Source organism: Terriglobales bacterium (assembly GCA_035573675.1).
GTDB lineage: Bacteria > Acidobacteriota > Terriglobia > Terriglobales > Acidobacteriaceae > DATMAB01.
The window spans coordinates 271,362-296,652 of record DATMAB010000010.1; the positions used below are offsets into that span (position 1 = coordinate 271,362).

Here is a 25,291-nt window from a genome sequence, read left to right on the forward strand (position 1 = left end):
GAAGAGACATGCGCGAACTCTCCGGCGGCGTGCGCGTGCTGGTGGAGGGTGACGGCGAAGCCGTCCGAGAAGGAACGCGCACCTACCGCACCCTCATCTCCTCCCGCACGGGAGCACAGCACCTGGCACAGTCGGTCAGCGAATACAGCCAGGGGCGCTCGCTGGTGCGCGTGAATCCCGTGGGAGAGGAAGTCCTGTACGTGGTGAGCGGGCGGGGCGTATGTACCATCGGCGCCGCCGACTACGAGATCGAGCCGGATGCAGGCATTTTTATCCCGCCCCGCGCCGAGTACAGCGTAGAGAATCGCGGGGAGGCGAGGCTGGTGATGGTCAGCGTGATGTCGCCCGAGGACGACCTTGCGCACGTGGTCACCAAGCCCGTGCAGGAGCCGCGGCCTGGACGCAAGCTGCCCTGGCGCGTGGTGCGCGAGCAGGAGCGACCCATCGAGGGCATGCGGAACCGGGAGTTTCGCGTCTTGGTCAACCAGGAAATGGGTTGCCAGAACATGACCCAGTTCGTGGGGCTCATCCCGCCGGGCAGCGACGAGGCGCACGCCCATCCTTACGAGCTGGCGCTCTACATTCTGGACGGCTCCGGCATCGTGCATACGGAGACGGACAGCAGCCAATTCTTCCCCGGGACCAGCATCCACATCCCGGCCGGTGTCACCCACTACCTGGAGAATCCGCTGAGGACCGCCATCCGACTGCTGGGCGTCTTCTATCCCTCGGGGAACCCGGCCGCACGCTATCATAGGCGCTAGTTCGCAAAGACCGTGAGTTTCCCCTCGGAACAGAACGTCCTGGAAGCTCTGCGCCCGGCGACGGCGCGCGAACGGGCGGCCCTGCGCAACGCGCTGGCGGAAGCGAGCGCCGGTCGCCGGCTGACCCGCGATGAGGCCTGTCGCCTGATTGAGGCGGAAGGTGAATTGTTGTCCGATCTTTTGGCCGCGGCGTGCGCCGCCAAGGAGCGGTTCCGGCCGCGGGTCGTCACCTATTCGCCCAAGGTCTTTCTGCCGCTGACCAATCTCTGCCGTGACTACTGTGGATACTGCCTCTTCCGGCGCGATCCTGGGCAGCCCGGCGCACACACCATGACGCCGGAAGAAGTGCTGGAGGTCGCACGGGCCGGGGAACGCCTGGGCTGCCACGAAGCGCTGTTCTCGCTCGGCGACAAGCCGGAACTGATCTTCCCGGAGATGCGCGACACTCTGCGCCGCCTGGGCTACCGGTCCACGCTGCACTATCTGGAAGCCATGTGCGAGCTGGTGCTGCGCGAAACCTCGCTGCTTCCGCACGCCAATCCCGGGCTAATGAGCGCGGAATGGATCGCGCGGCTGCGCGAAGTCTCTCCCAGCCTGGGCCTGATGCTGGAAACCACCAACGCCGCACTGGAGGCTCACAAGCCGGCACCGGACAAGCTGCCGGCGCGGCGGCTGGAGACCCTCGAGGAAGCGGGCCGCCAGAGGGTGGCCTTCACGACCGGCATCCTGATCGGGATCGGCGAATCGCTCGCCGACCGGGTGGATGCGCTGCTCGCCATCCGTCAGCTGCACGACCGCTACGGCCATGTGCAGGAAGTGATCGTGCAGAACTTTCGCGTCAAGTCCGGCATCCCCATGTCCGGCTGGCCGGAACCTTCGCGCCTCGACATGTTGCGCACCGTGGCTGTGGCGCGGCTGCTGTTACAAGAGATGAACGTGCAAGCGCCGCCGAACCTTTTCGCGCCCGGGTACGAAGAGCTCCTTTCGGCCGGCATCAACGACTGGGGTGGCGTCTCGCCGCTGACCCCCGACTTCATCAATCCGGAAGCGCCGTGGCCGCATCTGGAAGAGTTGGAGCGCAAGACGACCGCGGCTGGGTTCGTGCTCATGCCGCGCCTGACGGTCTATCCGGAGTTCGTCCCTGCGGTGACCGCGCGGTCGGGACTGGTCGCGGAGAAAGTGCGGGCGGCCGCGGATCCCGCCGGCTACGCGCGGAAGGTTGCATGATCACAGTTCTGACCGGCGGAACCGGAGGGGCCAAGTTTATTGAAGGACTGGCGCGCGTGGTCGCTCCGCCCGACCTCACGCTCATCGTCAATACCGGTGACGACTTTACCTGCTGGAACCTGCACATTTCCCCCGATATCGACTCCATCACCTACGCGCTGGCGGGCATGCTGAGCCGCGAGCGGGGCTGGGGCGTCAAGGGCGATACCTTCGAGTGCCTAGCGATCATGGAGCGGCTGGGCGAGCCTGCGTGGTTCCGGCTCGGCGACCGCGATTTGGCGACGCACATCACGCGCACCGGCATGCTGGCAGCAGGAAAGGCATTGAGCGAAGCCACGAGAGCCATCTCCACGCGCCTGGGAGTGCGGCAGCGCGTCCTCCCCATGAGCGACCAGCGCGTCGAGACGCGCCTGGTGACGCCAAAGGGTGAGCTTACCTTCCAGGAGTATTTTGTGCGCGAGCGTTACCGCGTGCCGGTAGGCGCGGTGCGGTTCGACGGAGCCGAGGCTGCCCGGCCGGCGCCCGGCGTCCTTGAAGCCATTCGTGGCGCTGACGCGGTGCTCATCGCGCCGAGCAATCCGGTGACCAGCATCTGGCCCATCCTGGCAGTGCCGGGAATCCGCGAAGCGCTGCGGCAGACCGAAGCGCCGGTTGTGGCCATCAGTCCAATCGTCGGCGGCGCAGCGGTCTCCGGACCGGCGGCAGAGCTTATGCGAACACAAGGCCTCCCGGCTTCTTCTGTGGGAGTTGCACGCGCCTACGAGGACTTCCTCAGTGCCCTGATCGCTGATCTGAAGGATAAGGATGAAGCTGGAGCAGGGGATCTTGCATCCATGAACATCCAGTTCCACTTCGCGCGAACCATCATGCGGACGGACGAGGACAAGGTCGCGCTGGCGGAAGCTGCCTTGCGGGCGGCAGGTGTAGGAGCGGCAGCACGATGATCCTGGTTCCGGTCAAGAACCTAGCCAGCGCGAAGCAGCGGCTCTCGCCGGTGCTGGATGCCGCCGAACGCTTCGCTCTGGCCGAAGCCATGCTGGCGGACGTGCTCACGGCTATCGCGGCCTGGCGCGCGCGACCTGCAGTTGCTGTCGTCACCAGCGACGCGGTTGCCATGGGGATGGCGAGCGCACTCGGTTTCGAAATCATCGAGGAGGTGGAAAACCGCAGCGAGACCGACGCCATCGAAATGGCCACGCATTTGTGCGTCGCGCGCGGCGCGCCAGAAACACTGGTGCTCCCGGGTGACATCCCGCTGGTGACCAGCGCAGAGCTGGAGCAGATGGCGGCGGCCGTGCCCTCCCAGGGAACCCTGTTCGTCCCCGCCGCCGATGGGCGCGGAACCAACGCGGTGTGGCGGCGGCCGGCAGCGCTGTTCCCGCTTCGCTTCGGGAATGACAGCTTTCTGCCGCACCACGCGGCTGCGGAAGCCAGCGGTCTGCCGGTGGTGGTGGTGAAGCTGGCCGGCATCGGTCTCGACGTGGACAATCCTTCGGATCTGGCGGCGCTGCTGGGGGCACAGCGCGAGTGCCGCACGCTGCGCCTGCTGCGCTCCTGGCGCATGGAGCAACGCCTGCTGCCAGCGCGAGGGGCGTAACGCCGTGGGCGAGCTGCGTGCGATCCCGCTCCGCGGCCTCGGCGAGATTCGTCCCGGCGACGACCTGGTCCCAGCCCTGCTGCGCGCTTTGCGCGCCAGCCGGCAGACACTTGAACGCGGCGACATCCTGGTGGTCACGCACAAAATCGTCTCCAAGGCGGAGGGACAGATCGTTCGCCTGGCGGATGTGCGGCCATCGCGGGTGGCGCGACGTTGGGCCCGCAAGCACGGCAGCGATGCACGGGTGGTGGAGCTGGCTCTGGCCCAGGCCCGCCGTGTCGTGCGAATGCAGCGCGGCGTCCTCATCACGCAGACCCGCCACGGATTGGTTTGCGCCAATAGCGGAGTGGATCTCTCGAATGTTGATGGCGGAAAGAGCGCGGTCCTGCTGCCGGTCGATCCGGATCGCTCCGCCGAGCGGCTCCATCGCGCGCTCCGCGCACGCCTCGGGCTGCACGTGCCAGTGATCATCACGGACAGTTTTGGCAGGCCTTGGCGCCGGGGACTGACCGAGGTGGCTATCGGCACGGCGGGGCTGAAGGTTTTCCGCGACTTTCGCGGGCGGCGCGACGCTGCGGGATACAAGTTGCGAGCCACGCTGGAAGCAGTGGCCGATGAACTGGCCGGGATGGCCGGACTGGCAGCCGGGAAGCTCTCCCGCACGCCCGCGTGTATCATTCGGGGGTTCCGCTCCGAGCGGGGTAAAGGGCGGGCGCGCGACCTGGTGCGTCCCGCTGCCGAGGACCTGTTCCGTTGAACGGGATATGAAACGGGCACTAAGCAACGTCGAGCTGGAGAACTTCTTCGCGGCGGATTGGCGGAGAGTGGCACCGCGCATGAGTCACGAGGTGCGGTCTTCCATCGAGAAGCTGGAGGACGCGCTCGACGGCGGCGTGCTCACTCGCGAGGAATGTCTGCGACTAGCCCAGGCTGAGGGCGATGATCTTATCGGGCTGCTGCTGGCCGCCGACCGGCTGCGCCGAACGCTCGTCGGCGACACGGTAACCTACGTCGTCAATCGCAACATCAACTTCACCAACATCTGCTTCGTGGGATGCAAGTTCTGCGCCTTCGCCACCGGGCCACGCCAGCCGGACGCCTATTTTCTCTCCCTCGCGGAGGTTGAGCGCAAAACGCTCGAGGCCGCCGTACGTGGCGCGACGGAAGTCTGCATCCAGGGCGGCCTGCCGCGCGAACTGCCCGTGTTCTACTACCGCGACATCCTGCGCGCGGTAAAGCGCGCCGTCCCCGCCATGCACGCCCATGCGTTCTCGCCTATGGAGATGGTGTACGGAGTGGAGCTCACCGGCATGCCGCTCCGCGAGTACCTGATGATGCTGAAGGGCAGCGGCCTCGATACGCTGCCGGGAACGGCTGCGGAAATCCTCGACGACGACGTCCGCCATGTGCTCTCCCGCAACAAGCTCAGAGTGGCCCAGTGGCGCGAAGTGATCACCACGGCGCACCGCTGCGGCATCCGCTCGACTTCGACGCTGATGTACGGCCACCTGGAAACTCCGGCGCACTGGGTGAACCAGTTGCTGTTGCTGCGAGAGATCCAGGCGGAAACCGGCGGTTTCACCGAGTTTGTGCCGCTCGGCTTCGTGCACCAGAACACGCTGCTGTTCCACCAGGGGTTGTCGCGCCCCGGCCCCACTCTTGCCGAGCATCTGAAAATCCACGCTCTGGCCCGCCTGCTGCTGGCCGGCTCGATTGAGAACATCCAGGTGTCGTGGGTCAAGCTGGATCGCGCGGTGGCACAACTCTGCCTGCGGGCTGGCGCCAACGACTACGGAGGCACGCTGATGGAGGAAAACATCTCGCGCCTGGCCGGCTCCACCTCCGGCCAGTTTGTCAGCCCCGAGGAGTTCCAGCAGCGCATCCGTGAGCTCGACCGCGTCCCGGCGGAACGGAACACGGTCTACACGCGCTTGCGCTATACGGGTGGGGACGGCGCATGGCAGGAAGCCGGCGCCCGGAGGATCGCGTGAGCCGCATCGCCATTGTGGGCGGCACGGGTCCGGAGGGCCGTGGCCTCGCGCTGCGCTGGGCTCGTTCGGGCGAGAGCGTCGTCATCGGCTCACGGGACGCCGAGCGCGCCAAGGCCAAGGCTGCCGAGGTCGCCGGCAAGGCGGCAGGCGGCACGATCGAGGGCATGGAAAACTCTGCCGCTGTCGCCGCGGCTGACGTTGTGGTCATCACGGTGCCGTTCGAAGCCCAGGCCAGCACACTCAAGCAGCTCAAGCCGGCATTTCGGAGCGGCACCGTCGTGATCGACTGCACGGTCCCGCTGGCCGCAGCCATTGGCGGACGCCCTTCGCGCGTCCTGGGCGTCTGGCAGGGCTCGGCGGCGCAGCAGGCAGCCGAACTTTTGCCCGAGGGTGTCGCCGTCGCTGCCGCCTTCCACAACGTCTCCGCGGAGCTGCTGGAAGGCGCTGGCGACGTGGATGCTGACGTCATCGTGTGCAGCGACGACCCCCGCGCCCGCCAGGTAGCCATGGACCTCGCCGGGAAGATCCCCGGAGTGAGGGCCGTGGATGGCGGCCGGCTGGAGAACGCCCGCATCGTCGAGCAGCTCACCGCGCTGCTCATCACCATCAACACACGCTACAAGGTGCACACTGCGGCCATTCGCATCACCGGCCTGCCACCCACGGGGCCGTCCTAGCGCGGCAAGTTCATCCCCTCCGCCAGGATGCTGACAATCGGCCCTTCACCGGCATGCAGAGCCGCCCGCCGTTCGTGTTTGGCCCGAGCGCGATAGACGAACTCATGCCCTTCCTTTTCGCCCGGGAAGAACCACTCCCGGATGCGCTCGGGAGAGTGAGCCATGGGTTCATACAGATCCACCTCGGCGTTATCGGTGGCGTGGGCGCGCTCCACCGGCTCCACCAGGAACCAGCCGTAGTTCTGAGTGCGGTCGCGAGCCCAAACCCTCATCAGCGCAGGACCGTCGGAGTCCACGTAGTATTGGAACTCGTACACGCCCGGACTCAGTACCTTGCCGGGGATCTCAACCGGAGCGTTGGTCGTAACAACCAGCCTGCGTCCGTCCGCACGCACTTGCGGCAGGCAGAAGAGGCTGAACAGCACAGACACACATAGTGCGAACATTTTCCGATTCATATTTCCTTTCCTCCGTCAGCACACGGGCTGACTCGTTTGCAAGAACTGGGTGGTCCTCGTTTGCAGTGGGCATCAACAACTCACACACCGGAAACGGGACAGGTGTTGAGCGGACTGAAGAATCAGGCGGACGGAGGCGAGCGGGCGTCGATCCGGTCGAACGCCAGCCCTTGCCAGGCTAGCGGAGCATGAATTTCCTGAGGTTGGAAGACGGGCAGCGGAACATTCAGCGCACAGGGGGCCGCGGTCAGCGCAGCGTCCAGTTCGGCCTTACCCACCGCGGCGGCTACTTCGTAGTAGTCCGGCGCATCAAACGAGCGGCCGGCGGAAGGCAGCACCACAAGCACTGCTCCCGGCGCCAGCGACCAGATCAGAAGCGCCAGGATGACCACACAGCTCTGTGCCTTGAGGCCTCGGTGCATGCTCTCTGTCACTCTTCCCTTGGGATGCCCGGGCCACGGCCTAGCGTTGCCTTCGCGAGTGGCGCGGCAGGGACTAGAATCTCTGCTTCCGATCGTGCGGGAGGTGTCGCATGCCGAAAGCGAAGCAGATCACGGTCTGGGTAGCCGACCGCCCGGGCGTGCTGGGCGATGTGGCCGCCACCTTGGGCGAGAAGAAGATCAATATCGAGGCGTTTCTGGCGCACGTCACGGGTGACGAGGGCGCCATCCGGCTTATCGTGGACAAGCCGGCTGCGGCGAAAAAAGCGCTGACCGGCCGCGGCTGGCGCGTTACCGAAGAAGAAATCGTCAGAGTAGCGCTGGTGGACAAGCCGGGCACGCTGGGCCGCACCGCAGAAAAGTGGGCCGCGCGGGAATCAACATCCGCTATGGCTACACGGGCAGCGCGAAAGGTAGGAAGGTGAACGCATACTTGGCCGTTGCCAATGTGACAGCGGCACTGAAGGCGCTGCGCTGAGATCAGACCGGCGGGCTGTCGTGGGCGTCGAAGACCTCGGCGGCCTCGCGCTCCAGGTCCACGCCGGGCAGCTTCTCCAGCAGGCGCACACAGCGGTTCCAGCGCAACAGGGCGTCGTCGTTGCCGGCGGGCCGGATCTTCTCCGCTTCGTCGAAGCGGCGCATGGCTTCCTCGAACAGCGGCAGTACGCTTTGCACCGGACGTCCGGCGCTGAGCTGAGCCTTGGCGCGCCGCTCATAGAGCAACCCCGTGTAGTAAAGGCGCTCGTAAGGGCTGGTCAGGCTCTCCAGCACGGCTTCGGCCTCGCCGACGCGGTCCGACGGCTCCCCGGTGAACTGGTCGGTGATGCACATCCCCAGAAGCCGGATGGCAGCCTGGTTTTCAGGCTCAATCGCCAGGATGTCCCGGCAGATGGATTCCGCCTCCTCCGGCTCGTTCAGGTAGCGATACAGCTCCACTTTCTCCAAAGCCTCGGGGATGCCATTGTGTGAGATGGGCTTGAGTACCAATTCCATACGCGACTCCTGTTCCACAATTCAAAATGCAAAAGGACAAATGAAAAATAGGCTGCGCCTTCGGTTTTCCGGGCCAGGCTTTGATCGACTCGACGTTTATTCATTCTTCATTCTGCATTTCGCATTTCATTCAAATTGCCAGCAGTAAGTATGCCGCAATCACGGTGCCGGCGATGGCTCCACCGTAGCAGCCCGCGAAAATGACTTCCGTCAGGTGCTTGATCTGCAAACCGTCGTAGAGCGTGTAACGGAAGCGATGCGCCCAGTGGAACAGCGGCAAGGAACACAGCACGAAAAGATAGACACGCACCAAAGGATGCCGCGCCAGCTCCATGAGCCTGTCGTAGCCCGGGCCTTGAAGCCATCCCAACGGCAATGCCAGTCCGAACAGGAACAGGTGCACGGGCACCAGGAAGGCGGCCACGACGCCGCCGGCGCTGAACAGTCCCCAGAAGAATGGATCGTTCGACCGAGCCATGGCTACCTCACGAATGCAAGATTAGGAACAGGCCGCCCGCAAGGGCTGTCGGAAGAAAGTCGCATTGACTCCTGGCCTCCCATCCAGGCTCTTGCACAGTCTCACCGTGCTTACCGCAAAGGCGAAGGTCCGCTCACATATATCGCGTGGCTTCACATCAGCTTGCATGATGTTTGTGGCCTTCTCTTTGCATTTTGCGCTTTGCATTTTTCATTTTCATTGACGTACCACCGTCCAAATCACGAACGCCGTCACTACCGCCCAGGCCACGTAATTGGGAGCCGCCACCGCAGCGTCCGGCAGGCGCCGGCCCCGAAACCGGACTGCCATCGCGCTGGGCGCCAGGTTGAACCAGGTGATGGTATGAAACAGCGCGAACGCCAGCGCCAGCAGGTTCACCACCACGATGATCGGATTCCGCAGAAACTGCTGCAGCTGCGCGTAGGACTCCGGCCCCGCTCTCAGGGCGCAAATCTGCACCAGCGTGAGCACCACGGAATAGGCGACCGCCAGGCTGGTGAGCTCGCGCAGGATGAATCGCAGGTACGGCCAGCGTCCCAGCCACCAATACGTCGAGACGCGCTTGCGGTACCAGCGCGGATGGTATTCCGTGTAGTGCGGCGCGCTCATGGCCTTGTCCCCCAGGGCATCAGGAACTTCCTGAACCACTCGCCGGCGGCGCGCAGCTTGTACTGCTGGATGGCGCCCGCCGGATCCACGTGCTTCGGACACGCCTGTGTGCACTCGCCCACGAAGGTGCATCCCCAGATGCCCTCGTGGTCGGATAGCAGGTCGGTTCGCTCGCTCCCGCCCTGATCGCGGGAATCCTTGTTGTAGCGCTGGGCCAGCGCCAGCGCCGCCGGCCCCACGAACAGCGGGTCCAAGCCGACCACCGGACAGGCGGCGTAGCACAGCAGGCAATTGATACACATGCTGAACTGCTTGAACTCATCGAGCTGCTCGGGGGTCTGCAGGTATTCACCCTCGGCCAGCGGCTTCTCTTCCCGGCGCATGAGCCAGGGTTTGGCTTTCTTCAGCTTGCGCATGAAGTCGGTGATCTCCACCACCAGGTCGCGGACCACCGGAAAGTAGCGCAGAGGCTCCACGCGCACCGGCTTTCCTTCCTGTGCGTAGCTGGTGAGAAACGTGGCGCAGGTGAGCTTGGGCTCGCCGTTGACCATCATGCCGCAGCTCCCGCAGATGCCCATGCGGCACGACCAGCGATAGGAGAGCGAGCCGTCGCGCTGGTCCTTAATATAGTTGAGCGCGTCCAGCACCACCCACTCCTTGCGGCACGGCACCTCATGCCGCTCGAAGTAAGGCGCAGCATCCCGCTCGGGCGAATAGCGGGCGACTTCCAGCGTGATCGTGTCCGGCATCGCCTACGCCTCCTTCACAGTCTGCCCGTACACGCGCTCCCCCGGCGGCCAGCGGGTGATGGTTACCGGCTGATACTCCACCCGCGCCGTACCATCGGCATTACGGTACACCAGCGAGTGCGCCAGGAACCTTTCGTCATCGCGCTTGGGAAAATCTGTGCGCTGGTGAGCGCCACGTGACTCGGTGCGCCGCAATGCGCTTTCGACAATACACTCCGCCACGTCCAGCATGAACCCCAGCTCCAATGCCGCCAGCAGTTCGGTGTTGAAGGTGCGGCTATGGTCGTCGAGTTGGATCGCCCCGCAGCGTTCCTGCAGGCTGCGCAGTTTGGCGGCGGCTTCCGTCAGCGAGGCGCCTGTGCGGTAAATGCCGGCGCCCTTCTCCACCGCCTTCTGCATCTCCTCGCGCACGGTGGAGATGCGTTCCCCGCCTGCGGATCGCCGAAGTAACGCCTCGATCCGTTCCTTTTCATCGAGCACCTGCGCTTCCAGGTGATCCCGCTTTGCTTCGTGGGTGGAAGCGAACTCCGCCGCCGCACGGCCTGCTCGCGCCCCGAACACCAGCAGTTCGGGCAACGAGTTCGAGCCGAGCCGGTTGGCGCCGTTGATGCTCACGCAGGCCACCTCGCCCGCGGCATAGAGTCCGGCCAGGGGCGTGGCGCCATGAATGTCGGTCGAAACGCCGCCCATCATGTAATGCACCACCGGCCGCACCGGGACCAGTTCTTTCACCGGGTCGATGTTCTGATACTTGAGGCAAAGTTCGCGCACAAAGGGAAGCTTGGCATTGATGAGCTTCTCACCCAAATGGCGCAGATCCAGATGGACCACCGGCCCGTACGGCGTCGGGATGGTGCGGCCCTTCTGGTCCTCTTTCACGAACGCCTGGGAAAGCCGGTCGCGCGGACCCAGTTCCATCGAGCGCAGTACCGGCTTCGGTTGCGGCGTGCCCAGGTTATAGTCCTGCAGGTAGCGGTATCCATCCTTGTTCAGCAGGTAGCCGCCCTCGGCGCGCGCCGCTTCCGTGATCAGGATGCCGGTGAAAGGTAATCCCGTCGGATGGTACTGCACGAACTCCATGTCTTTCAGAGGCGCTCCGGCGCGATAGGCCAGCGCCATGCCGTCGCCATTCTTGATGTTGGCATTGGTAGTGAAGGGGAAGATTTTGCCGCATCCGCCCGTGCACAGGATCACGGCCTTGGCCGCGATCGCCTGGATGCGCCCGGTCATGATCTCGATAGCGACTACGCCCTGTACGCGCCCATCGTCCACCAGCAGCCGGGTGACGAACCACTCGTCGTAGCGGGTAATGGCGTTGTACTTCAGCGACGTCTGGAACAGCGTGTGCAGCATATGGAAGCCGGTCTTGTCGGCGGCAAACCAGGTGCGCATCTTCTTCATGCCGCCGAACGCGCGCACCGCGATGTGCCCGTCCGGGTCGCGGCTCCACGGGCATCCCCAGTGCTCCAGTTGCAGCAATTCCTGCGGGGCTTCGCGCACGAACGCCTCCACAGCGTCCTGGTCGCAAAGCCAGTCGCCTCCGGAGATGGTGTCGTAGGCGTGGTCGTCGAGCGAGTCGCCCGGCTTCGTGACCCCGGCCGCGCCTCCTTCTGCGGAGACCGTGTGGCTGCGCATGGGGTACACCTTGGAGACCACGGCCACGTTCAGGCGGGGATTGACCTCGGCCACGGCGATAGCGGCCCGAAGGCCTGCGCCTCCGCCGCCGACCAGCAGCACGTCGTGAATCGGGAGATCCATGCCCACCGAATCCCGGAGCGGTGAAACTAGCCCCCAGCCGTAGCCTTGTCAAGGTTTCGCCTGCCGGTTCTCCTCGCCGCCCGAACCGCTTTGTGCTACATTCTCCGACCGCGCTGGAGGTGACGCCATGCAGTGGTGGGCCTGGATGATCCTGGGCTTTATCCTGATCGCTGCTGAGTTGCTGACTCCCGGCGGTTTCTTTGTCCTGTTCTTCGGCCTCGCTGGCGTGATCGTAGGATTCCTGCGCCTGGCCGATGTCGCCGGGCCACCGTGGGTGCAGTGGCTGCTGTTCTCCGGCATCTCCGTTGCCAGCATCGTACTGTTCCGCAAGCCGCTGATGGCGCGTTTCGGCATGGCGGCGCCCAAACAGGTGGACCAACTCGTGGGCGAGATCGGGAACGCCCTGGATGACATCGCCGTCAACGTGATCGGCAAGGTGGAGCTGCGCGGCACGCCCTGGACCGCGCGCAACGTCGGTGAAACCCCGCTCACCCGGGGCCAGCGCTGCAAGGTGGAGAAACAGGAAGGCTTGACGCTGTTCGTGCGCGCGGAGTAGTTCGGCGCGCTTTCCACTCTTTTTCTGCGAGAGGAGAAATCGTATGGATGCCGCGCTCTTTGTCACGTTCCTTCTGGCGCTTTTGGTCATCATCACGCTGTGGAAGACGGCGGTGGTCGTGCCGCAGCAGAACGCCTACATCGTCGAGCGGCTGGGCAAGTACCACGACACCAAAGGTGCGGGATTTCACATCCTGGTCCCCTTCGTGGATGTCATCCGCTACCGGCACTCGCTGAAGGAGACGGCCGTCGACATTCCCGAGCAGATCTGCATCACCCGCGACAACGTTCAGGTGGCGGTGGATGGCATCCTGTATCTGCGCATCCTTGATCCCCACCGCGCCTCGTACGGCATCTCCAACTACACATTTGCCATCACCCAGCTTGCGCAGACCACGCTGCGCAGCGAAGTGGGCAAGATCGATCTCGATCGCACCTTCGAAGAGCGCGCCAACATCAACACCTCGGTGGTCAGCGAACTCGACAAGGCCACCGAGCCCTGGGGCATCAAGGTGTTGCGGTACGAGATCAAGAACATCACTCCACCGCGTGACGTGCTGGCCGCCATGGAGAAGCAGATGCGCGCCGAGCGGGAAAAGCGCGCCACCATTTTGAACTCCGAGGGCGTCCGCGACGCCGCCATCAACACGGCCGAAGGCGAGAAGCAGCAGGTCATCAAAGCCTCCGAAGCGCGCCGCCAGCAGCAGATCAACGAAGCGGAAGGCCAGGCCGCCGCCATCCTGGCCGTGGCCACCGCCACCGCCGAAGGCATCCGCAAGGTGGCCGAGACCATCGAGGCGCCGGGCGGCATGCAGGCCGTCCAGTTGCGCGTTGCCGAGCAGTACATCACCCAGTTCGGCAACCTGGCCAAGGCGGCCAACAGCATCATCATGCCCGCCAACGTGGTCGATATCGCCGGGATGATCGCCACCGCCATGAGCGTGATCCAGCGCCCGCAAGCGCGCTGACGCCGTGGTCAGCCGCAGTGTGCAGCGGCGGATCGGGTGGCTGGTGTTGCTTGCGCTCGTCCTCCACGCCTGGTCCAAGGGCGAAACCTACCGCTGGGAGATGCTCTGGGGATGTCACGTCGCGTCCCTCATCCTGGCCCTCGGATTCGTTTTCGGCTCGACGCGCGCCATCGCAATCGGATTTCTTTTCCACATCGCTCTGGGCTTCCCCATGTGGGCTATCGAGTGCATCACCAAGCGCTGGATCTCCCCTACCTCGGTCCTGGTGCATGTGCTGCCGCCCCTGGCAGGATGGCTGCACATCCGCCATACCGGCCTTCCGCAGCACACCGCCCTCACGGCCTGGGGGCTGTACCTCGTCCTCATCCCTGTGAGCGCTTGGCTGACGCCGCCCGATCTGAACGTGAACCTGGCCTTCTCTCCTTGGGGATTCTTTAAGGACTACGTGCCGCAGTTACGTTGGTTTCAGGGCGGCGCCGCTGGCATCGCATTGGCGCTGCTGGTTGTCTGGAATGTGCTTCTCGACCGCTGGTTGAACAGACGCCGTCCGGCCCCGTCTGCGAGCTAGCCCGGCATTCGGTCAGCAAACCGTCGCTGCGAACGGAACTTCGGCTCGCCGACAGACGCTTTCTGGGCGAAGCGCCTTAGCTGGAAGAAGGGTTCGGGCGCTCGCTTCCCCAGCACCACGTCGGCCGCCATCTCGCCCAGCGCCGGGCCCATCTTGTAGCCGTGGCCGGAACCGCCGCCCAGCAGCCACACATTCTCAGCCCCAGGGTGACGATCGAGGATGTAGTGGCCGTCGCGCGAGTTCTCGTACTGGCACACGCGGGCCTCGACGAGCGGCGCGTCTTTTAGTCCGGGGAAGCGCACGCCCAGGTATCGCCGCGCGTCCGCGATGCGCTCCGGCGTCGGCGTCCGGTCGCCGCGGGTGGGGTCGAATTCCGGGCCGCGCGAGTCGTCAGCCAGTTTGAAGCCGCGGTGCTGGTTGCCCGGAATCCCGTAGAAGATGCGCTCGCCGTTGTCGATCCAGGCCGGGAACCGGTCCTCGTTGTAGCGCGAATCGCCTGCCGGAGTGCCGAAGAAAAACACCTCCTGCCGCGTGGGATGGATCACGTCGCCGAGTACGTCGGGGAAGAGTTCGGGGAGCCAGGGCCCGCAGGCGAAGAGGTAGAGGTCGGCGGAGAGCGTCGAGCCGTCCGAGAGCTTGATCTCCTGCAACCGTCCGCCCTGGATTGCTCCGGGCGCAACTGCAGCCTCCCGATACTCACCGCCCTCCATCACGAAACCATCCATCACTGCCTGGCAGTTAACGCGCGCCGTCAGATAGCCCGCGTCCTTCTCCAGGATGGCCCATTCCACGCCCTCGACGCCCATCTGCGGGTAACGCGCCGCCACCTGCGTTGCGGTCAGCTCTTCGAACGGCAATCCGGCTTCACGCATGACCGAAAGTGCTGCGCGCTCGTAGCGATCGTCCTTGCCCGCCAGCCACAGTACTCCGATGCGGTGGTACAGCCGCCGCTTCCAGCGCTCTTCATGCTCGGGCCACAGCTTCAGGGCCCGCGCCACCAGTTGTGTGTAGATTTTGTCCGGGCCGTAGGTGGCGCGGATGACGCGCGTCTCTCCGCCGGAGCTGGCGCGGGAATTGCCCGGCCCCCACGCGTCGAGCAGCGTGACGCGGGCGCCGCGACGCAGCAGGTAGAGCGCCGTCCACCCGCCGAACACGCCCGCGCCGATCACGGCGACATGCATCTTGCTTCCTCCTGCGCCCGGCGTCCCCCAGCCGCGCAGCGCGGCGAAGCCTGCCGCGCACGCGCCCAGAAAGGTTCTCCGAGACCAGTGCATTCAGGCCCTATTCCGGCCAATTCCCGTAGGCGTACAGCAGGTCCACGATGGACTGCTCGCATTTAACGAGCCCGGCCACCTGCTCGTTGCCCTCGATGACGAAGTACTCATCGATGGAGTGCGCGCGGCCGCCGTGTCCCATGCCCGCCGAAGCGGCCGGCAGGTTGAGCGGCGGACGCGTGTACTGCGCCTGCGGGCTCGATCCCGCCGAGCGCGGCCAGATGGCCGGCTCGATGCCGTAGTGCTTGTACACCGAAAGCGCCGCCTGCACCGGCGCTGCCTTCACCGACGTGCGCGCCCATTCGTCGCCCCCGCCCATCTTCTTCAGCTCGATGTCCGTAAAGCCCTGCTTGTCCAGGTGCTGCCGGACGAGCGCGATCTGCTTGTCGATTTCCTGGTTGGGCACCAGCCGCGAATCGATCTTGCACGCCGCTTTCTCCGGCAGGATGGTGGCCGTGCCCGGCCCGGTGTACCCCGACCAGATGCCGTCGATGTTCAGGCTGGTGTCGAACGTCAGGTGGCGGATGGCCTCGGCGTCGCTCCAGTTGTTCATCCACACCTTGGCGTTCTCCTTGTCGCTGGCCAGCGCCCGGCCGCCGATCTTCTGGATGAGCGTCGCAATCAGCATCTCCTCTTCTTCGTTGGGAGGCACGATAGCGTCGTAGTAGTTGGGGATCAGGATGCGGTTCGACGCCGGGTCGAACATGGTGCGCAGCGCCTCGATCAGCCGCCAGGTGGGCGAATCCAGGATGGCCTTGCGCGAAGAATGGATGGGGATTTTTTGCGGGCCTCGTCCCCACCTGGCTCCGTGGGTGTGCAGCTCGAAGTACGCGATGCCCTTGTTCCCCAGGCTCATGTTCACCTGGCCCTGGCTGTTCTGCGAAGGGCCGGCGTCCAGGTGCGCGTTGCACTTCTTCAGCTTGTCCATATAGGGCTCAAGCACCTGGTGGAAGTGCGGCGAACCCTGCTCCTCCTCGCCGTCGCAGGTGAACACGATGTTCACCGGCAGTTTGCCTTCCACCGCGATGATGGCCTCGCAGGCGTTCAGGAACGCAACCAGCGGCCCTTTGGAGTTGATGGCCCCTCGCGCAATGATCGACTTGCCGAACGGAGGGCGGTCCACCAGGTTGGCCGCCAGCGGCGGCGACGACCACTCCTTCTCGTCGAAGGGCTGGGTGTCATACATGAAGTAATGCGAGATCGTCTTTCTTGCCCCACAGTCGTAGCCCGCGGCTGCGCCGGGCAATCCGTCCGTCTTCACCAGCTCCGCCCACTGGCAGCCCATATGCTTGAACAGGCCCAGCAGCGCGTCGGCGCACTCCGCCATGTTTTCGCGCCCGTTGACCTTCGTTCCCCAACCCCAACTGGAAACGCTCGGCAGACGCAGGAACTCCTGGATGCGCGCAATGTGCTCGGCCTGATGATCAGCGATGTACTGATGAATCTTGCGCACCGCCGCGCTCTCCAGCACATCTTCCGCGAATCCCAGCGGCACGTTGAGGAACTGGAACGCGCTGGCGGTTGCGCCCAGCGCTATGCCCCGGCTTACGGCCCGGTTGAATTCACGCCGCGTGATTTCCATGATTTCTGCCCCCTGGAGGAAAAAGCTGACGACCCGAAGAGGGCAGGGATTGTAGCAAAGGTGAGGTTGAGGCAGGCAGGAAAGGCGATGCGCTCGCTTCTTCATTTCTCGCGAAAGGCAGAAGCGGCCTCAGTTCTGCTTGTCTTTCGGTTCGTCCAGCACTTCGCGGACTTTCACCGCCAGGTCGAGCGGCCGGAACGGCTTCTGGAGGAACGCAATGCCCGCGTCGAGCACGCCGCGGTGCACGATGGTGTTCTCCGTGTAGCCGGAGACGTACAGCACGCGGATCTCCGGGCGCCGGGCGTTGACCCGCCGCGCCAGTTGCCGGCCGTCCAGGCCGGGCATGATGACGTCGGTCATGAGCAGGTGAATGGTCTGGTCGTAACGGTCGCAGATCTCCAGCGCCTGGTTGCTGTTGGCGGCTTCGAGCACGGTGTATCCCTGCTCCTCCAGGCACTTGCGCGCCAGCTTGCGCACCGACTCCTCGTCCTCCACCAGCAGCACGGTCTCCGTGCCTCGAGGCGGCTCGATCGCCTTCCACACGCCGGAAGGCCGGTCGCTTTTCTCCACCGGCTCGGCCACCCGGGGCAGGTAGATCTTGAAGGTCGTGCCCTTGCCCACTTCGCTGTACACCCAGATGTAGCCGCCGGTCTGCTTGACGATGCCGTAGACCGTCGCCAGCCCCAGTCCCGTTCCCTTGCCCTTTTCTTTGGTGGTGAAGAACGGTTCGAAGATGCGCGCCTGCGTTTCCGGTGACATGCCGATCCCGTTATCGCTCACCGCCAGCATGACGTAGGAACCGGGCTTCATGGTGACGTGCTGGGCCGCATCGGCCTCGCCCAGCTCGACGTTGGCCGTTTCGATGGTCAGCTTTCCGCCGCCCGGCATGGCATCGCGCGCATTCACCGCCAGGTTCATGATGACCTGCTCCATCTGGCCCGGATCAGTGCGCACATTCCACAACTCCGGCTCCGCGATCACCACCAGGTCGATGTCTTCCCCGATGATCCGCCGCAGCATGCGGTCGGTATCGGCCACCACCTGGTTCAGGTCAAGCACCTTCGGCGCCATCACCTGCTTGCGGCTGAAGGCCATGAGCTGCCGCGTCAGGGCGACGGCTCGGTCGCCCGCCTTGCGGATCTCCTTCACATGTTTCATCTGCGAGCTGTTGGGGTCCAGCTCGTCCATCAGCAGGTCGGTATAGCCGATCACGATGGCCATCAGATTGTTGAAGTCGTGGGCCACCCCGCCGGCCAGTTGCCCGATGGCTTCCATCTTTTGGGCTTGCAGAAGCTGGCGTTCCAGTTGCCGGCGCTCGGTGATGTCCAGCGCCATGCCCATGGTTCCTTCGACTTCGCCCTGCGGGCCCAGCCGCGGCTCCACGTGCGCCTGGAAAACCCGCCCGCCCCATTGCACCTCGAAGGCCACCGACTCGCCGCGCAGCGCGCGCGTGTGCGCTCGCACGGCTTCGGTATCGGGCTCCGCGATTTGCAGGAAGCTGGCCAGGTGGACGCCGACCACCTCCGTCGGAGTCAGGTGCAACGCCTGCAGACCCGCGCCCGCCGTCGACGTGATGCGCAGGTCGCGGTCCGTCGTCCACAAAATGACGGGGAGCTGCTGCACCATCAGGCGCAACCCGTGTTCGGTGTGCGGCCGCGGCTCCATGGCCGCACGCATCTGCGCCTGCAGCGAGTAGTCGGAGATGGCTGCCGCGAAGCCCGGGAGCATTTCCGGCGCCGTCGGTTGAACTGTGCGCACGATGTATCCGCCGCAGTTCACCACCGCCCCGGCGCCGAACGTGCCCGCAGGGAGCAGGACCGTAAGTTCCACCGGTGTCTTTGGTTCCAGCACGTCCTGTGCCCGGAACAACACCCCGGACCGGCTGATGTTTTCCGTCAGTCCTTCGTGCCACTCCGGCTCACCCGGACGCCGGTAACGCAGCGGGAGGCTCAGCGGGAATCGCGTCGCCCGCGGCCCTTGTCCCGTTCTGCCTGCTGACCCGGCAGCCGTCGCCATTTGGTCCTTGCCTCGTTCCCTCCGCGAGCCTTGTGCCCCTCACCTTGGGGAGTAGGTGCGAGAAAGTTTCTGCCTATAGCATCGGGTAACCCTCCCGAATTGAAAACATTACAGAAGGGCGAGCCGGCGTTGTCCAAAGTAACGCCCGCATCTGCTTGAAATATTTGGGCTTATCGCCTCTCCCGGTGATACACTCCGGGTCCGCTTCCGTCCGCCATGAACGCCACCCAACAGAGCGACCTGCTGCGTGATATCGGGCGTTGGAGCCTGGTTGGTTTGATGCTGAATGCCACCATCGGGAGTGCTGTGTTCGGACTTCCTTCTCTGGTGGCCCAACATCTGGGAGGCGCGGCCCTCTGGGCTTATCCGATCGCCGCCGCGGGCATGGGCGTCATCATGGCTTGCTTTGCGGAGGTGGCCTCGCGATTCCGCGAGGCTGGCGGCCCTTACCTCTACGCCCGCGAAGCCTTTGGCCGTTTCGCCGGCCTGCAAATCGGATGGCTGGCCTGGCTGGTCCGCATCGCCGCCGCCGCCGCCAACGCCAACCTTTTCGTTCAGTATGCCGCTGAGTTCTGGCCGCAGGCCGGGCATCGGCTGCCGCGCCTCACCATCTTGGTGCTGCTGCTGGGGATTCTGGCGATCATCAACTACCGGGGCGTGCGGGCCGGCGCCGGCGCCAGCAACGTCTTCATCGTGGGCAAGCTCATACCGCTCGTGCTCTTCGCCCTGATCGGCGGCGCCTTCGCGGCATTCGGACCGGAAACTGCGCCGCCGCTCGCTTCCCGCGGCTCAGGCGCGGACTGGTTCGCGGTGGTCATCCTGCTGGTCTATGCCTATGGCGGATTCGAGGCGGTGCTGATTCCCATGTCTGAGGCCAGGGATCCGCAGCGCGATGCGCCGCTCGCGTTAGGCATCGCGCTGGCCAGCGCCGCCTTTCTCTACATGCTCGTGCAGTATGTGGTAATCGCCGTCCTCCCCGGCCCTGAAAGCAGCACCCGGCCTCTGGCTGATGCGGCTCGCGTCTTCCTGGGCGCGCCCGGCGCTGCGCTCATCAGCCTGGGTGCATTGCTCTCCGTCTACGGCTACTTCACGGCCACCATGCTGGTAACGCCCCGCCTTACCTATGCCTTCGCCCAGGCTGGCGACTTCCCGCGTTGGTTCGCCGCTGTGCATCCACGCTTCCACACTCCGCACGTATCCATCCTGGTGTTCACCGCACTGGTGTTCCTCCTGGCCGTGATCGGCGACTTTCGCTGGAACCTCACCCTGTCCGCTGTCGCCCGGCTCTTCACCTACGCCGCCATCTGCGGCGCCGTCGTGGTGTTCCGGCGCAAGCCCTCCGCCCCGCCCGCAGTGTTCCGCCTCCCGGCCGCTTGGCTGTTCGTGGCGGCGGGAATCGCCTTCTGCGGGATCCTGGTGACCCGCATGGGCGAGGGCGAACTCGCCATCATCGCGGCCACTACGACGTTGGCCTTCATTCATTGGCTGGTGGCCGTTCTCTTTCGAAACACTCCGGCTCAAGCCTCAAGGTAATGCTTGCCTCTGGAGGATGGCTCTACGATTCGCCGCTTGTTCCGCCTCACAGCGCAGTGCTACCCTGCTGCGTTTCATGCGCGCCCGACTCGCCACGCTGGTCTTTCTGCTCGGGTTTGTTGCCTTCCCGTCTCCTTCGGAAGACGATTCCATTCGTGAATCGGACGTAGCCGTTCCCATGCGCGATGGCGTCGTCCTGCGTGCCGACGTCTGGCGTCCGCGCGGTCCCGGTCCGTTCCCCACGCTGGTCTATCGCACGCCTTACGATCGCCGTGAAGCCGTCAAGGACTACACCACGTTTTCTGCCGCCGTCGAGCGCGGTTACGCCGTGGTCATTCAGGACGTGCGCGGACGCTACGGCTCCGGGGGCGAGTACGTCGCGTATCAAAATGAAGGCCGGGACGGCTACGAGACCATCGAGTGGGCCGCGCAACAGCCCTGGTCGAACGGCAAGGTGGGAACCTTCGGTCTTTCTTATCCGGGCGCCGTGCAGTGGCTGGCCGCCATGGAATCGCCGCCGCACCTTGTCGCCATGGTGCCGGCCATGACCTACCACACACCGCGCAACTTCTTCTATTCCGGCGGTGTCTTCGACCTCTCCTGGATCGGGTGGATCTGGAACAACATCGCGCCCGACGTGCGCGCGAAAAAGAACCTGCCCGGGCCGCGCTCGGACGACGAAGTCGCCGCCCAGTGGGAGCGTTCCCGCGATCGCATGCGCCGACATCTGCCGCTCGCCACGCTACCCGACCTCAAAGACGTCGCACCCTCCTATTACGAATGGATGCGCCACCCGCCCAGCGACCCCTGGTGGGATTGGGCTGAACTGCGGGGCAAGTTCGGCGGGACGCAAGCCGCCATCCTCAATCTCTCCGGCTGGCACGACGAAGCCTATGGCCCCGATGGCGCGGTCAACAATTTCGCCGGGCTGGTCGCCGCACGCGGCGGCCCGCACCGCACCGCTGTCATCGTCGGTCCGTGGGTGCATGGGGTGAAAGCCGTCGGCCGTACCAAGTCCGGTGAGCGCGAGTTCGGACCCGATGCCGCTCTCGACTATGACCAGGTCGTGCTTCGCTGGATGGACCATTACGTGCGTGGTCTCCAGAACGGCGTGGAGCGCGAAAAACCTGTACGCGTCTTCACCATGGGCGCCAATCGCTGGCACGAGTACGAGACTTGGCCTCCACCCGCTACCCAGACCTCGTTCTTTCTGGCCACGCGTGCGGCGAAAGCCCGTTCGCTGGAGTCGCGGCCGGTGCGTACGAGTCGTTCCTTCAGTGAGTTCGTTTCCGACCCCTCCGCTCCTGTCTCCGACCCCTTCGCTCAGACGACCGGTGCGCACGACTACCGCGCGCTCGCGGAGCGTCCCGACGTCCTGGTGTTTGACTCGGCGCCGTTGACACACGCCATGGACGTCACCGGACCCATCCGCGCCGAAATCTATTTTTCCTGCGATGCGCCCGATACCGACCTCTGGGTCCGCCTGCTCGACGTCGCTCCCGACGGCGCAGCCTTCAACCTGATGAGCCCCGGCCTTGACGTCCTCCGCGCCAGCCATGCCCTCGGGCACAAGCTGGTGCCCGGCCGCATCTATCGGCTCGATTTCACCAATCTGCTGACCAGCAATCGCTTCGAGAAAGGACACCGCGTGCGCGTGCAGATTTCGACCGCATTCTTCCCGCATATGTCGCACAACCTGCACACCGGCAAGTCAGAGATCGACTCCGCCGAGATGCGCAAAGCCGTCCTTCGCATTCATCACGACCGTCTGCGGCGCTCACGAATCGTGCTCCCCGTGGTCGGCAAGGGAGATTGACCATTGTCATTCCGTTGGCAGCACGCGTTGTCACTTCGAGCGAAGCATGGGTACCATGCCGGGCGTAGCGAGGCATTCCTATGAGCTGCATTGCCGCACCGGGCACGAAGAGGGGCCTGGCGCTCATCGTGTTCTTCGCCCTCTGCCCGTTCATGCTCGCCGACGACCTCAACCCGCCGGCTTCTCGCGCCGCGCTGGAGCAGACCGTCCGCGACTACGTCGCCCTGTACCGGCGCGAAACCCTCGAGCAGTGGAAGACGCTCTTCCATCCCCTGCTGACTGTCGCTCACCCGCGCGACGATGGCTCCATCCGCGTCCGCAACCTTGAAGAGTTCTACGGCGCCCAGAAGGGCTATTTCGAAACCGGCCGCAGGGTCAGCGAGCGCCTGGAGAATGTCCGCATCGAGGAAGGCCGCCGCATCGCTCGCGTCACCGCCGATTTCATCTTCGTGGATGAGGGCGAAGAATCCCGCGGCAAGCTGGGCTTGCACCTGGTCGAAAGCACAGAGGGATGGAAGATCGTCGCCATCGTCTTCTCCTATGACAAACCCTAGGTCCTTTCGAGTTTCATTTCTTTGGTGCCGTCATCCTGAGCGAGGGAGGGCTCGCGCGCGCAGTTACCGGCGCGGGACAATCGAGCGAAGAATCTCGGTGTTCTTCCGCGCAGCGCAGTCGCTCGTGCTTCTCACAGCGCTGATCTTTCCCCTTCCTCTCCTCGCCCAGCGCGAACCCGTCCTCAAACAGATTGATCTGCCGCACTCCTACTACTTCCGCGAGATGTATCTGCCGCAGCTCACTACCGGGCCCAGTTCCGTTGCCTGGTCGCCCGACGGCAAGTGGCTGGTGTATTCCAGGGCGGGCTCGCTCTGGCGCCAGCGGCCGGACTCCGAGATCGCCGTGCAGCTCACCGCCGGTCCCGGCTACGACTATCAGCCCGACTGGTCGCCCGACGGCCGCTGGATCGTCTTCTCGCGCTACGACGGCGGCGCCATCGAGCTCTGGCGGCTCGACGTCGAAAGCGGCGCGCAGAAACAGCTCACGCAGGGCGGGCACGTCAACGTCGAGCCGCGCTGGTCGCCGGACGGCTCGCGCATCGTTTACGTTTCCACCGCATACAACCGCCGCTTCCACATCTTTGTGCTGCACCTGAAGGATGGCGAACCCGCGCCCGTTCAGTTCCCCACCGAGCGCCTCACCGGCGAAACACGCAGCGACAAGCCGCGTTATTACTACAGCCAGTTCGACCACGAGATCAGCCCTACGTGGTCGCCGGACGCGAGGGAGATCATCTTCGTCTCCAATCGCGGGCATTTCTATGGCACTGGCGGTTTCTGGCGCATGGAAGCGAAAACCGGCGCGGAGGCCCGCGAGTTCCACTCGGAAGAGACCACCTGGAAAGCCCGTCCCGACTGGTCGCGCGACGGGAAAAGGCTCGTCTTCAGTTCCTATCTCGGCCGGCAGTGGCATCAGCTTTGGGTGACGACGCCGGACGGAGGCAGCGCTTTCCCGCTGACCTACGGCGAATACGACAACACAGCCGCGCGCTGGTCGCCCGACGGGTCGCGCGTCGCCTTCATTTCCAACCGTGACGGCAACACCTCGCTGTGGATCATGGACCTGCCCGGCGGGGCGCAACGCCAGGTGATTGCCCGCGAGCGCAAATACCTGCGGCCCATGGGAAAGCTGCGCATCAGCGTGCTCGATGCCGCAGGCCGGCCGACAGCCGCGCGCGTTTCAGTGACGGATTCCGACGGCCGTGCCTATGCTCCCGATGACGCCTGGATGCACGCCGATGACGGCTTCGTCCGCGCCCAACGCAGGTTCGAGGCTCACTACTTCCATATCACCGGCCAGGCCGAGCTTTCAGTTCCCGCGGGTCGCGTGCATATCGAAGTAATGAAAGGTTTCGAGCATCACTTGGAGCAGCGCCGCGCCGATGTCTTTGCCGACCGCGTCACCACCGTGCCCGTGCGCTTGCGTCCGCTCGCGCCACTGCCCGCCGATACCGGCAAGCGCTGGGCCAGCGGCGACCTGCACGTGCACATGAACTACGCCGGCGCTTACCGCAACACACCCGCGCGCCTGGCGCAGCAGGCCGCGGCGGAAAACCTGAGCGTCGTGCACGACCTTATCGTCAACAAGGAACAGCGCATCCCTGATATTTCGTATTTCACCGGCAAGCCGGATCCCGTTTCGCACGCAAACTTTCTCCTGCTGCATGACCAGGAGTTTCACACCAGCTACTGGGGTCACATGGGCCTGCTCGGAATGACACGCAACTACCTGATTCCCGATTACGCCGGTTATCCGGAGACCGCCGCTGCCAGCCTGTGGCCGACGAACTCGTTCATCGCCGATCTCGCGCACCAGCAGGGCGCTCTGGTCGGTTACGTTCATCCCTACGAGATCGAGGATGCTCCCGATCCCGCCAAGGACCGTCCGCTGCGCCACGCCTTCGTCGTCGATGCGGCGCTCGGCAAGGCCGATTACGTCGAGGTCCTCGGCTTCAGCGACCATCATTCGACGGCGAGCATTTGGTACCGGCTGCTCAACCTGGGCTTCCGCATTCCCGCCGGCGCAGGCACGGATGCGATGGCCAACTACGCTTCGCTCCACGGACCGGTCGGGCTGAACCGGGTCTATGCGCGCGTATCGGTGGGACCGCTGAAGCGCGAAGAGTGGCTCGACGCAGTGCGCCGCGGCAACGGCTTCGCCACCAACGGGCCGCTGCTCGACTTCACACTCGGCGGCCAGGCCATCGGCGGAGAGCTCAAGCTGGCAACCCCTGATCCGGAAGTGCGCTTCACCGCTTCCATGCGCTCGCTGGTTCCGCTCGACCACCTCGAGGTGGTGTGCAACGGCAGGGTCGTGCGCACGCTGGAGATGAACGCGACGCGCGACCAGGCCGACGTGCGCGGATCCATTCCCCTCGACGCCAGCGGCTGGTGCTTGTTGCGTGCCTGGAGCGAGAAGCCGCAGCATCCTATTCTTGACATCTATCCGTACGCGACTACCAGTCCCATCTATGTGAGCGTAAGCGGCGAGCGCCCGCGCTCACCCGAAGATGCGAAGTTCTGCATCGCCTGGATCGACCGTATCCGCGAATCGGTGGAAAAGTTCACTGACTGGAACACCGACGCCGAGCGCGAGGAGACCTTCAAGACCTTGAGCGAGGCGCGCAACGTGTACGAAGGAATGTTGAAGTAGACTCGTGGTT

At 64.8% G+C, this 25,291-nt stretch carries 25 protein-coding genes; 15 read left to right on the plus strand and 10 right to left on the minus strand.

Annotated features, from left to right (window positions below; genetic code table 11):
• Positions 1 to 8: 8 nt before the first annotated feature.
• Genes VNK82_03350 through npdG form a run of 7 tightly spaced genes read left to right on the plus strand, consistent with a single transcriptional unit; the run spans position 9 to position 6,256 of the window.
• Entirely contained in the window at positions 9 to 764 is a 756-nt protein-coding gene (locus tag VNK82_03350) for a cupin domain-containing protein (GenBank protein HXE89979.1), read from the plus strand.
• A 12-nt stretch (positions 765 to 776) separates the two neighbouring features.
• On the plus strand, positions 777 to 1,991 hold the full coding sequence (gene cofG / locus VNK82_03355; GenBank protein HXE89980.1) for a 7,8-didemethyl-8-hydroxy-5-deazariboflavin synthase CofG: 1,215 nt from the start codon (positions 777 to 779) through the stop codon (positions 1,989 to 1,991).
• Entirely contained in the window at positions 1,988 to 2,935 is a 948-nt protein-coding gene (cofD, locus tag VNK82_03360; protein ID HXE89981.1) for a 2-phospho-L-lactate transferase, read from the plus strand. The genes cofG and cofD overlap by 4 nt, the downstream gene beginning before the upstream one ends.
• A complete protein-coding gene (gene cofC / locus VNK82_03365; GenBank protein ID HXE89982.1) occupies positions 2,932 to 3,588 on the plus strand; it encodes a 2-phospho-L-lactate guanylyltransferase in 657 nt (218 codons plus the stop codon). The genes cofD and cofC overlap by 4 nt, the downstream gene beginning before the upstream one ends.
• Before the next feature lie 4 nt (positions 3,589 to 3,592).
• Positions 3,593 to 4,345, plus strand: coding sequence for a coenzyme F420-0:L-glutamate ligase (cofE, locus tag VNK82_03370; GenBank protein HXE89983.1), 753 nt, complete (start codon positions 3,593 to 3,595; stop codon positions 4,343 to 4,345).
• A gap of 7 nt (positions 4,346 to 4,352) precedes the next feature.
• Positions 4,353 to 5,579 carry a 5-amino-6-(D-ribitylamino)uracil--L-tyrosine 4-hydroxyphenyl transferase CofH gene (gene cofH / locus VNK82_03375; protein ID HXE89984.1) on the plus strand — a complete coding sequence of 409 codons (1,227 nt, stop codon included), beginning with the start codon at positions 4,353 to 4,355 and terminating at the stop codon, positions 5,577 to 5,579.
• A complete protein-coding gene (npdG, locus tag VNK82_03380; GenBank protein HXE89985.1) occupies positions 5,576 to 6,256 on the plus strand; it encodes an NADPH-dependent F420 reductase in 681 nt (226 codons plus the stop codon). Before cofH ends, npdG begins: the two co-directional genes overlap by 4 nt.
• Here the strand turns inward: npdG and VNK82_03385 are convergent.
• Both VNK82_03385 and VNK82_03390 read right to left on the minus strand, forming a co-directional pair.
• On the minus strand, positions 6,253 to 6,714 hold the full coding sequence (locus VNK82_03385) for a hypothetical protein (GenBank protein HXE89986.1): 462 nt from the start codon (positions 6,712 to 6,714) through the stop codon (positions 6,253 to 6,255). The two genes, npdG and VNK82_03385, sit on opposite strands and share 4 nt — an antisense overlap.
• A gap of 122 nt (positions 6,715 to 6,836) precedes the next feature.
• A complete protein-coding gene (locus VNK82_03390; protein HXE89987.1) occupies positions 6,837 to 7,136 on the minus strand; it encodes a hypothetical protein in 300 nt (99 codons plus the stop codon).
• A 110-nt stretch (positions 7,137 to 7,246) separates the two neighbouring features.
• On the opposite strand from VNK82_03390, the gene VNK82_03395 reads away from it, so the two are divergent.
• Entirely contained in the window at positions 7,247 to 7,579 is a 333-nt protein-coding gene (locus VNK82_03395) for an ACT domain-containing protein (protein HXE89988.1), read from the plus strand.
• 55 nt (positions 7,580 to 7,634) lie between these two features.
• On the opposite strand, the gene VNK82_03400 is transcribed toward VNK82_03395, so the two are convergent.
• The 5 genes from VNK82_03400 to frdA all read right to left on the minus strand — a co-directional run bounded on the left by VNK82_03400 (position 7,635) and on the right by frdA (position 11,762).
• Positions 7,635 to 8,147: a hypothetical protein gene (locus VNK82_03400; protein HXE89989.1), complete on the minus strand. Its 513-nt coding sequence runs from the start codon at positions 8,145 to 8,147 to the stop codon at positions 7,635 to 7,637.
• A 130-nt stretch (positions 8,148 to 8,277) separates the two neighbouring features.
• The gene (frdD, locus tag VNK82_03405) at positions 8,278 to 8,625 is read right to left on the minus strand and encodes a fumarate reductase subunit FrdD (GenBank protein HXE89990.1); all 348 of its coding nucleotides are present in this window, start codon (positions 8,623 to 8,625) and stop codon (positions 8,278 to 8,280) included.
• Between the two features lie 216 nt (positions 8,626 to 8,841).
• On the minus strand, positions 8,842 to 9,255 hold the full coding sequence (locus VNK82_03410) for a hypothetical protein (GenBank protein HXE89991.1): 414 nt from the start codon (positions 9,253 to 9,255) through the stop codon (positions 8,842 to 8,844).
• The gene (locus VNK82_03415) at positions 9,252 to 10,004 is read right to left on the minus strand and encodes a succinate dehydrogenase/fumarate reductase iron-sulfur subunit (protein ID HXE89992.1); all 753 of its coding nucleotides are present in this window, start codon (positions 10,002 to 10,004) and stop codon (positions 9,252 to 9,254) included. Before VNK82_03415 ends, VNK82_03410 begins: the two co-directional genes overlap by 4 nt.
• A 3-nt stretch (positions 10,005 to 10,007) precedes the next feature.
• Positions 10,008 to 11,762 carry a fumarate reductase (quinol) flavoprotein subunit gene (frdA, locus tag VNK82_03420; protein ID HXE89993.1) on the minus strand — a complete coding sequence of 585 codons (1,755 nt, stop codon included), beginning with the start codon at positions 11,760 to 11,762 and terminating at the stop codon, positions 10,008 to 10,010.
• 127 nt (positions 11,763 to 11,889) lie between these two features.
• On the opposite strand from frdA, the gene VNK82_03425 reads away from it, so the two are divergent.
• Genes VNK82_03425 through VNK82_03435 form a run of 3 tightly spaced genes read left to right on the plus strand, consistent with a single transcriptional unit; the run spans position 11,890 to position 13,853 of the window.
• On the plus strand, positions 11,890 to 12,318 hold the full coding sequence (locus VNK82_03425; GenBank protein HXE89994.1) for an NfeD family protein: 429 nt from the start codon (positions 11,890 to 11,892) through the stop codon (positions 12,316 to 12,318).
• Positions 12,319 to 12,361: 43 nt separating this feature from the next.
• Positions 12,362 to 13,285: a stomatin-like protein gene (locus VNK82_03430; protein HXE89995.1), complete on the plus strand. Its 924-nt coding sequence runs from the start codon at positions 12,362 to 12,364 to the stop codon at positions 13,283 to 13,285.
• A 4-nt stretch (positions 13,286 to 13,289) separates the two neighbouring features.
• Positions 13,290 to 13,853 (plus strand): hypothetical protein, encoded by a 564-nt coding sequence (locus tag VNK82_03435; GenBank protein HXE89996.1) that lies wholly within the window; start codon positions 13,290 to 13,292, stop codon positions 13,851 to 13,853.
• Here VNK82_03435 and VNK82_03440 read toward each other — a convergent pair.
• From VNK82_03440 to VNK82_03450, 3 genes are all read right to left on the minus strand, one after another.
• Positions 13,850 to 15,034, minus strand: coding sequence for an FAD-dependent oxidoreductase (locus VNK82_03440; GenBank protein ID HXE89997.1), 1,185 nt, complete (start codon positions 15,032 to 15,034; stop codon positions 13,850 to 13,852). The genes VNK82_03435 and VNK82_03440 overlap by 4 nt on opposite strands.
• Before the next feature lie 100 nt (positions 15,035 to 15,134).
• Entirely contained in the window at positions 15,135 to 16,709 is a 1,575-nt protein-coding gene (locus VNK82_03445; GenBank protein ID HXE89998.1) for a M20/M25/M40 family metallo-hydrolase, read from the minus strand.
• Positions 16,710 to 16,838: 129 nt separating this feature from the next.
• Entirely contained in the window at positions 16,839 to 18,725 is a 1,887-nt protein-coding gene (locus VNK82_03450; GenBank protein ID HXE89999.1) for an ATP-binding protein, read from the minus strand.
• 216 nt (positions 18,726 to 18,941) lie between these two features.
• Between VNK82_03450 and VNK82_03455 the strand changes: the two genes are divergently transcribed.
• From VNK82_03455 to VNK82_03470, 4 genes are all read left to right on the plus strand, one after another.
• Positions 18,942 to 20,258 (plus strand): APC family permease, encoded by a 1,317-nt coding sequence (locus VNK82_03455; GenBank protein HXE90000.1) that lies wholly within the window; start codon positions 18,942 to 18,944, stop codon positions 20,256 to 20,258.
• A 76-nt stretch (positions 20,259 to 20,334) separates the two neighbouring features.
• Positions 20,335 to 22,074 carry a CocE/NonD family hydrolase gene (locus VNK82_03460; GenBank protein ID HXE90001.1) on the plus strand — a complete coding sequence of 580 codons (1,740 nt, stop codon included), beginning with the start codon at positions 20,335 to 20,337 and terminating at the stop codon, positions 22,072 to 22,074.
• A gap of 80 nt (positions 22,075 to 22,154) precedes the next feature.
• The gene (locus VNK82_03465) at positions 22,155 to 22,628 is read left to right on the plus strand and encodes a nuclear transport factor 2 family protein (GenBank protein HXE90002.1); all 474 of its coding nucleotides are present in this window, start codon (positions 22,155 to 22,157) and stop codon (positions 22,626 to 22,628) included.
• 97 nt (positions 22,629 to 22,725) lie between these two features.
• Complete coding sequence (locus VNK82_03470; GenBank protein HXE90003.1) at positions 22,726 to 25,281, plus strand: CehA/McbA family metallohydrolase; 2,556 nt, start codon at positions 22,726 to 22,728, stop codon at positions 25,279 to 25,281.
• Positions 25,282 to 25,291 lie beyond the last annotated feature (10 nt).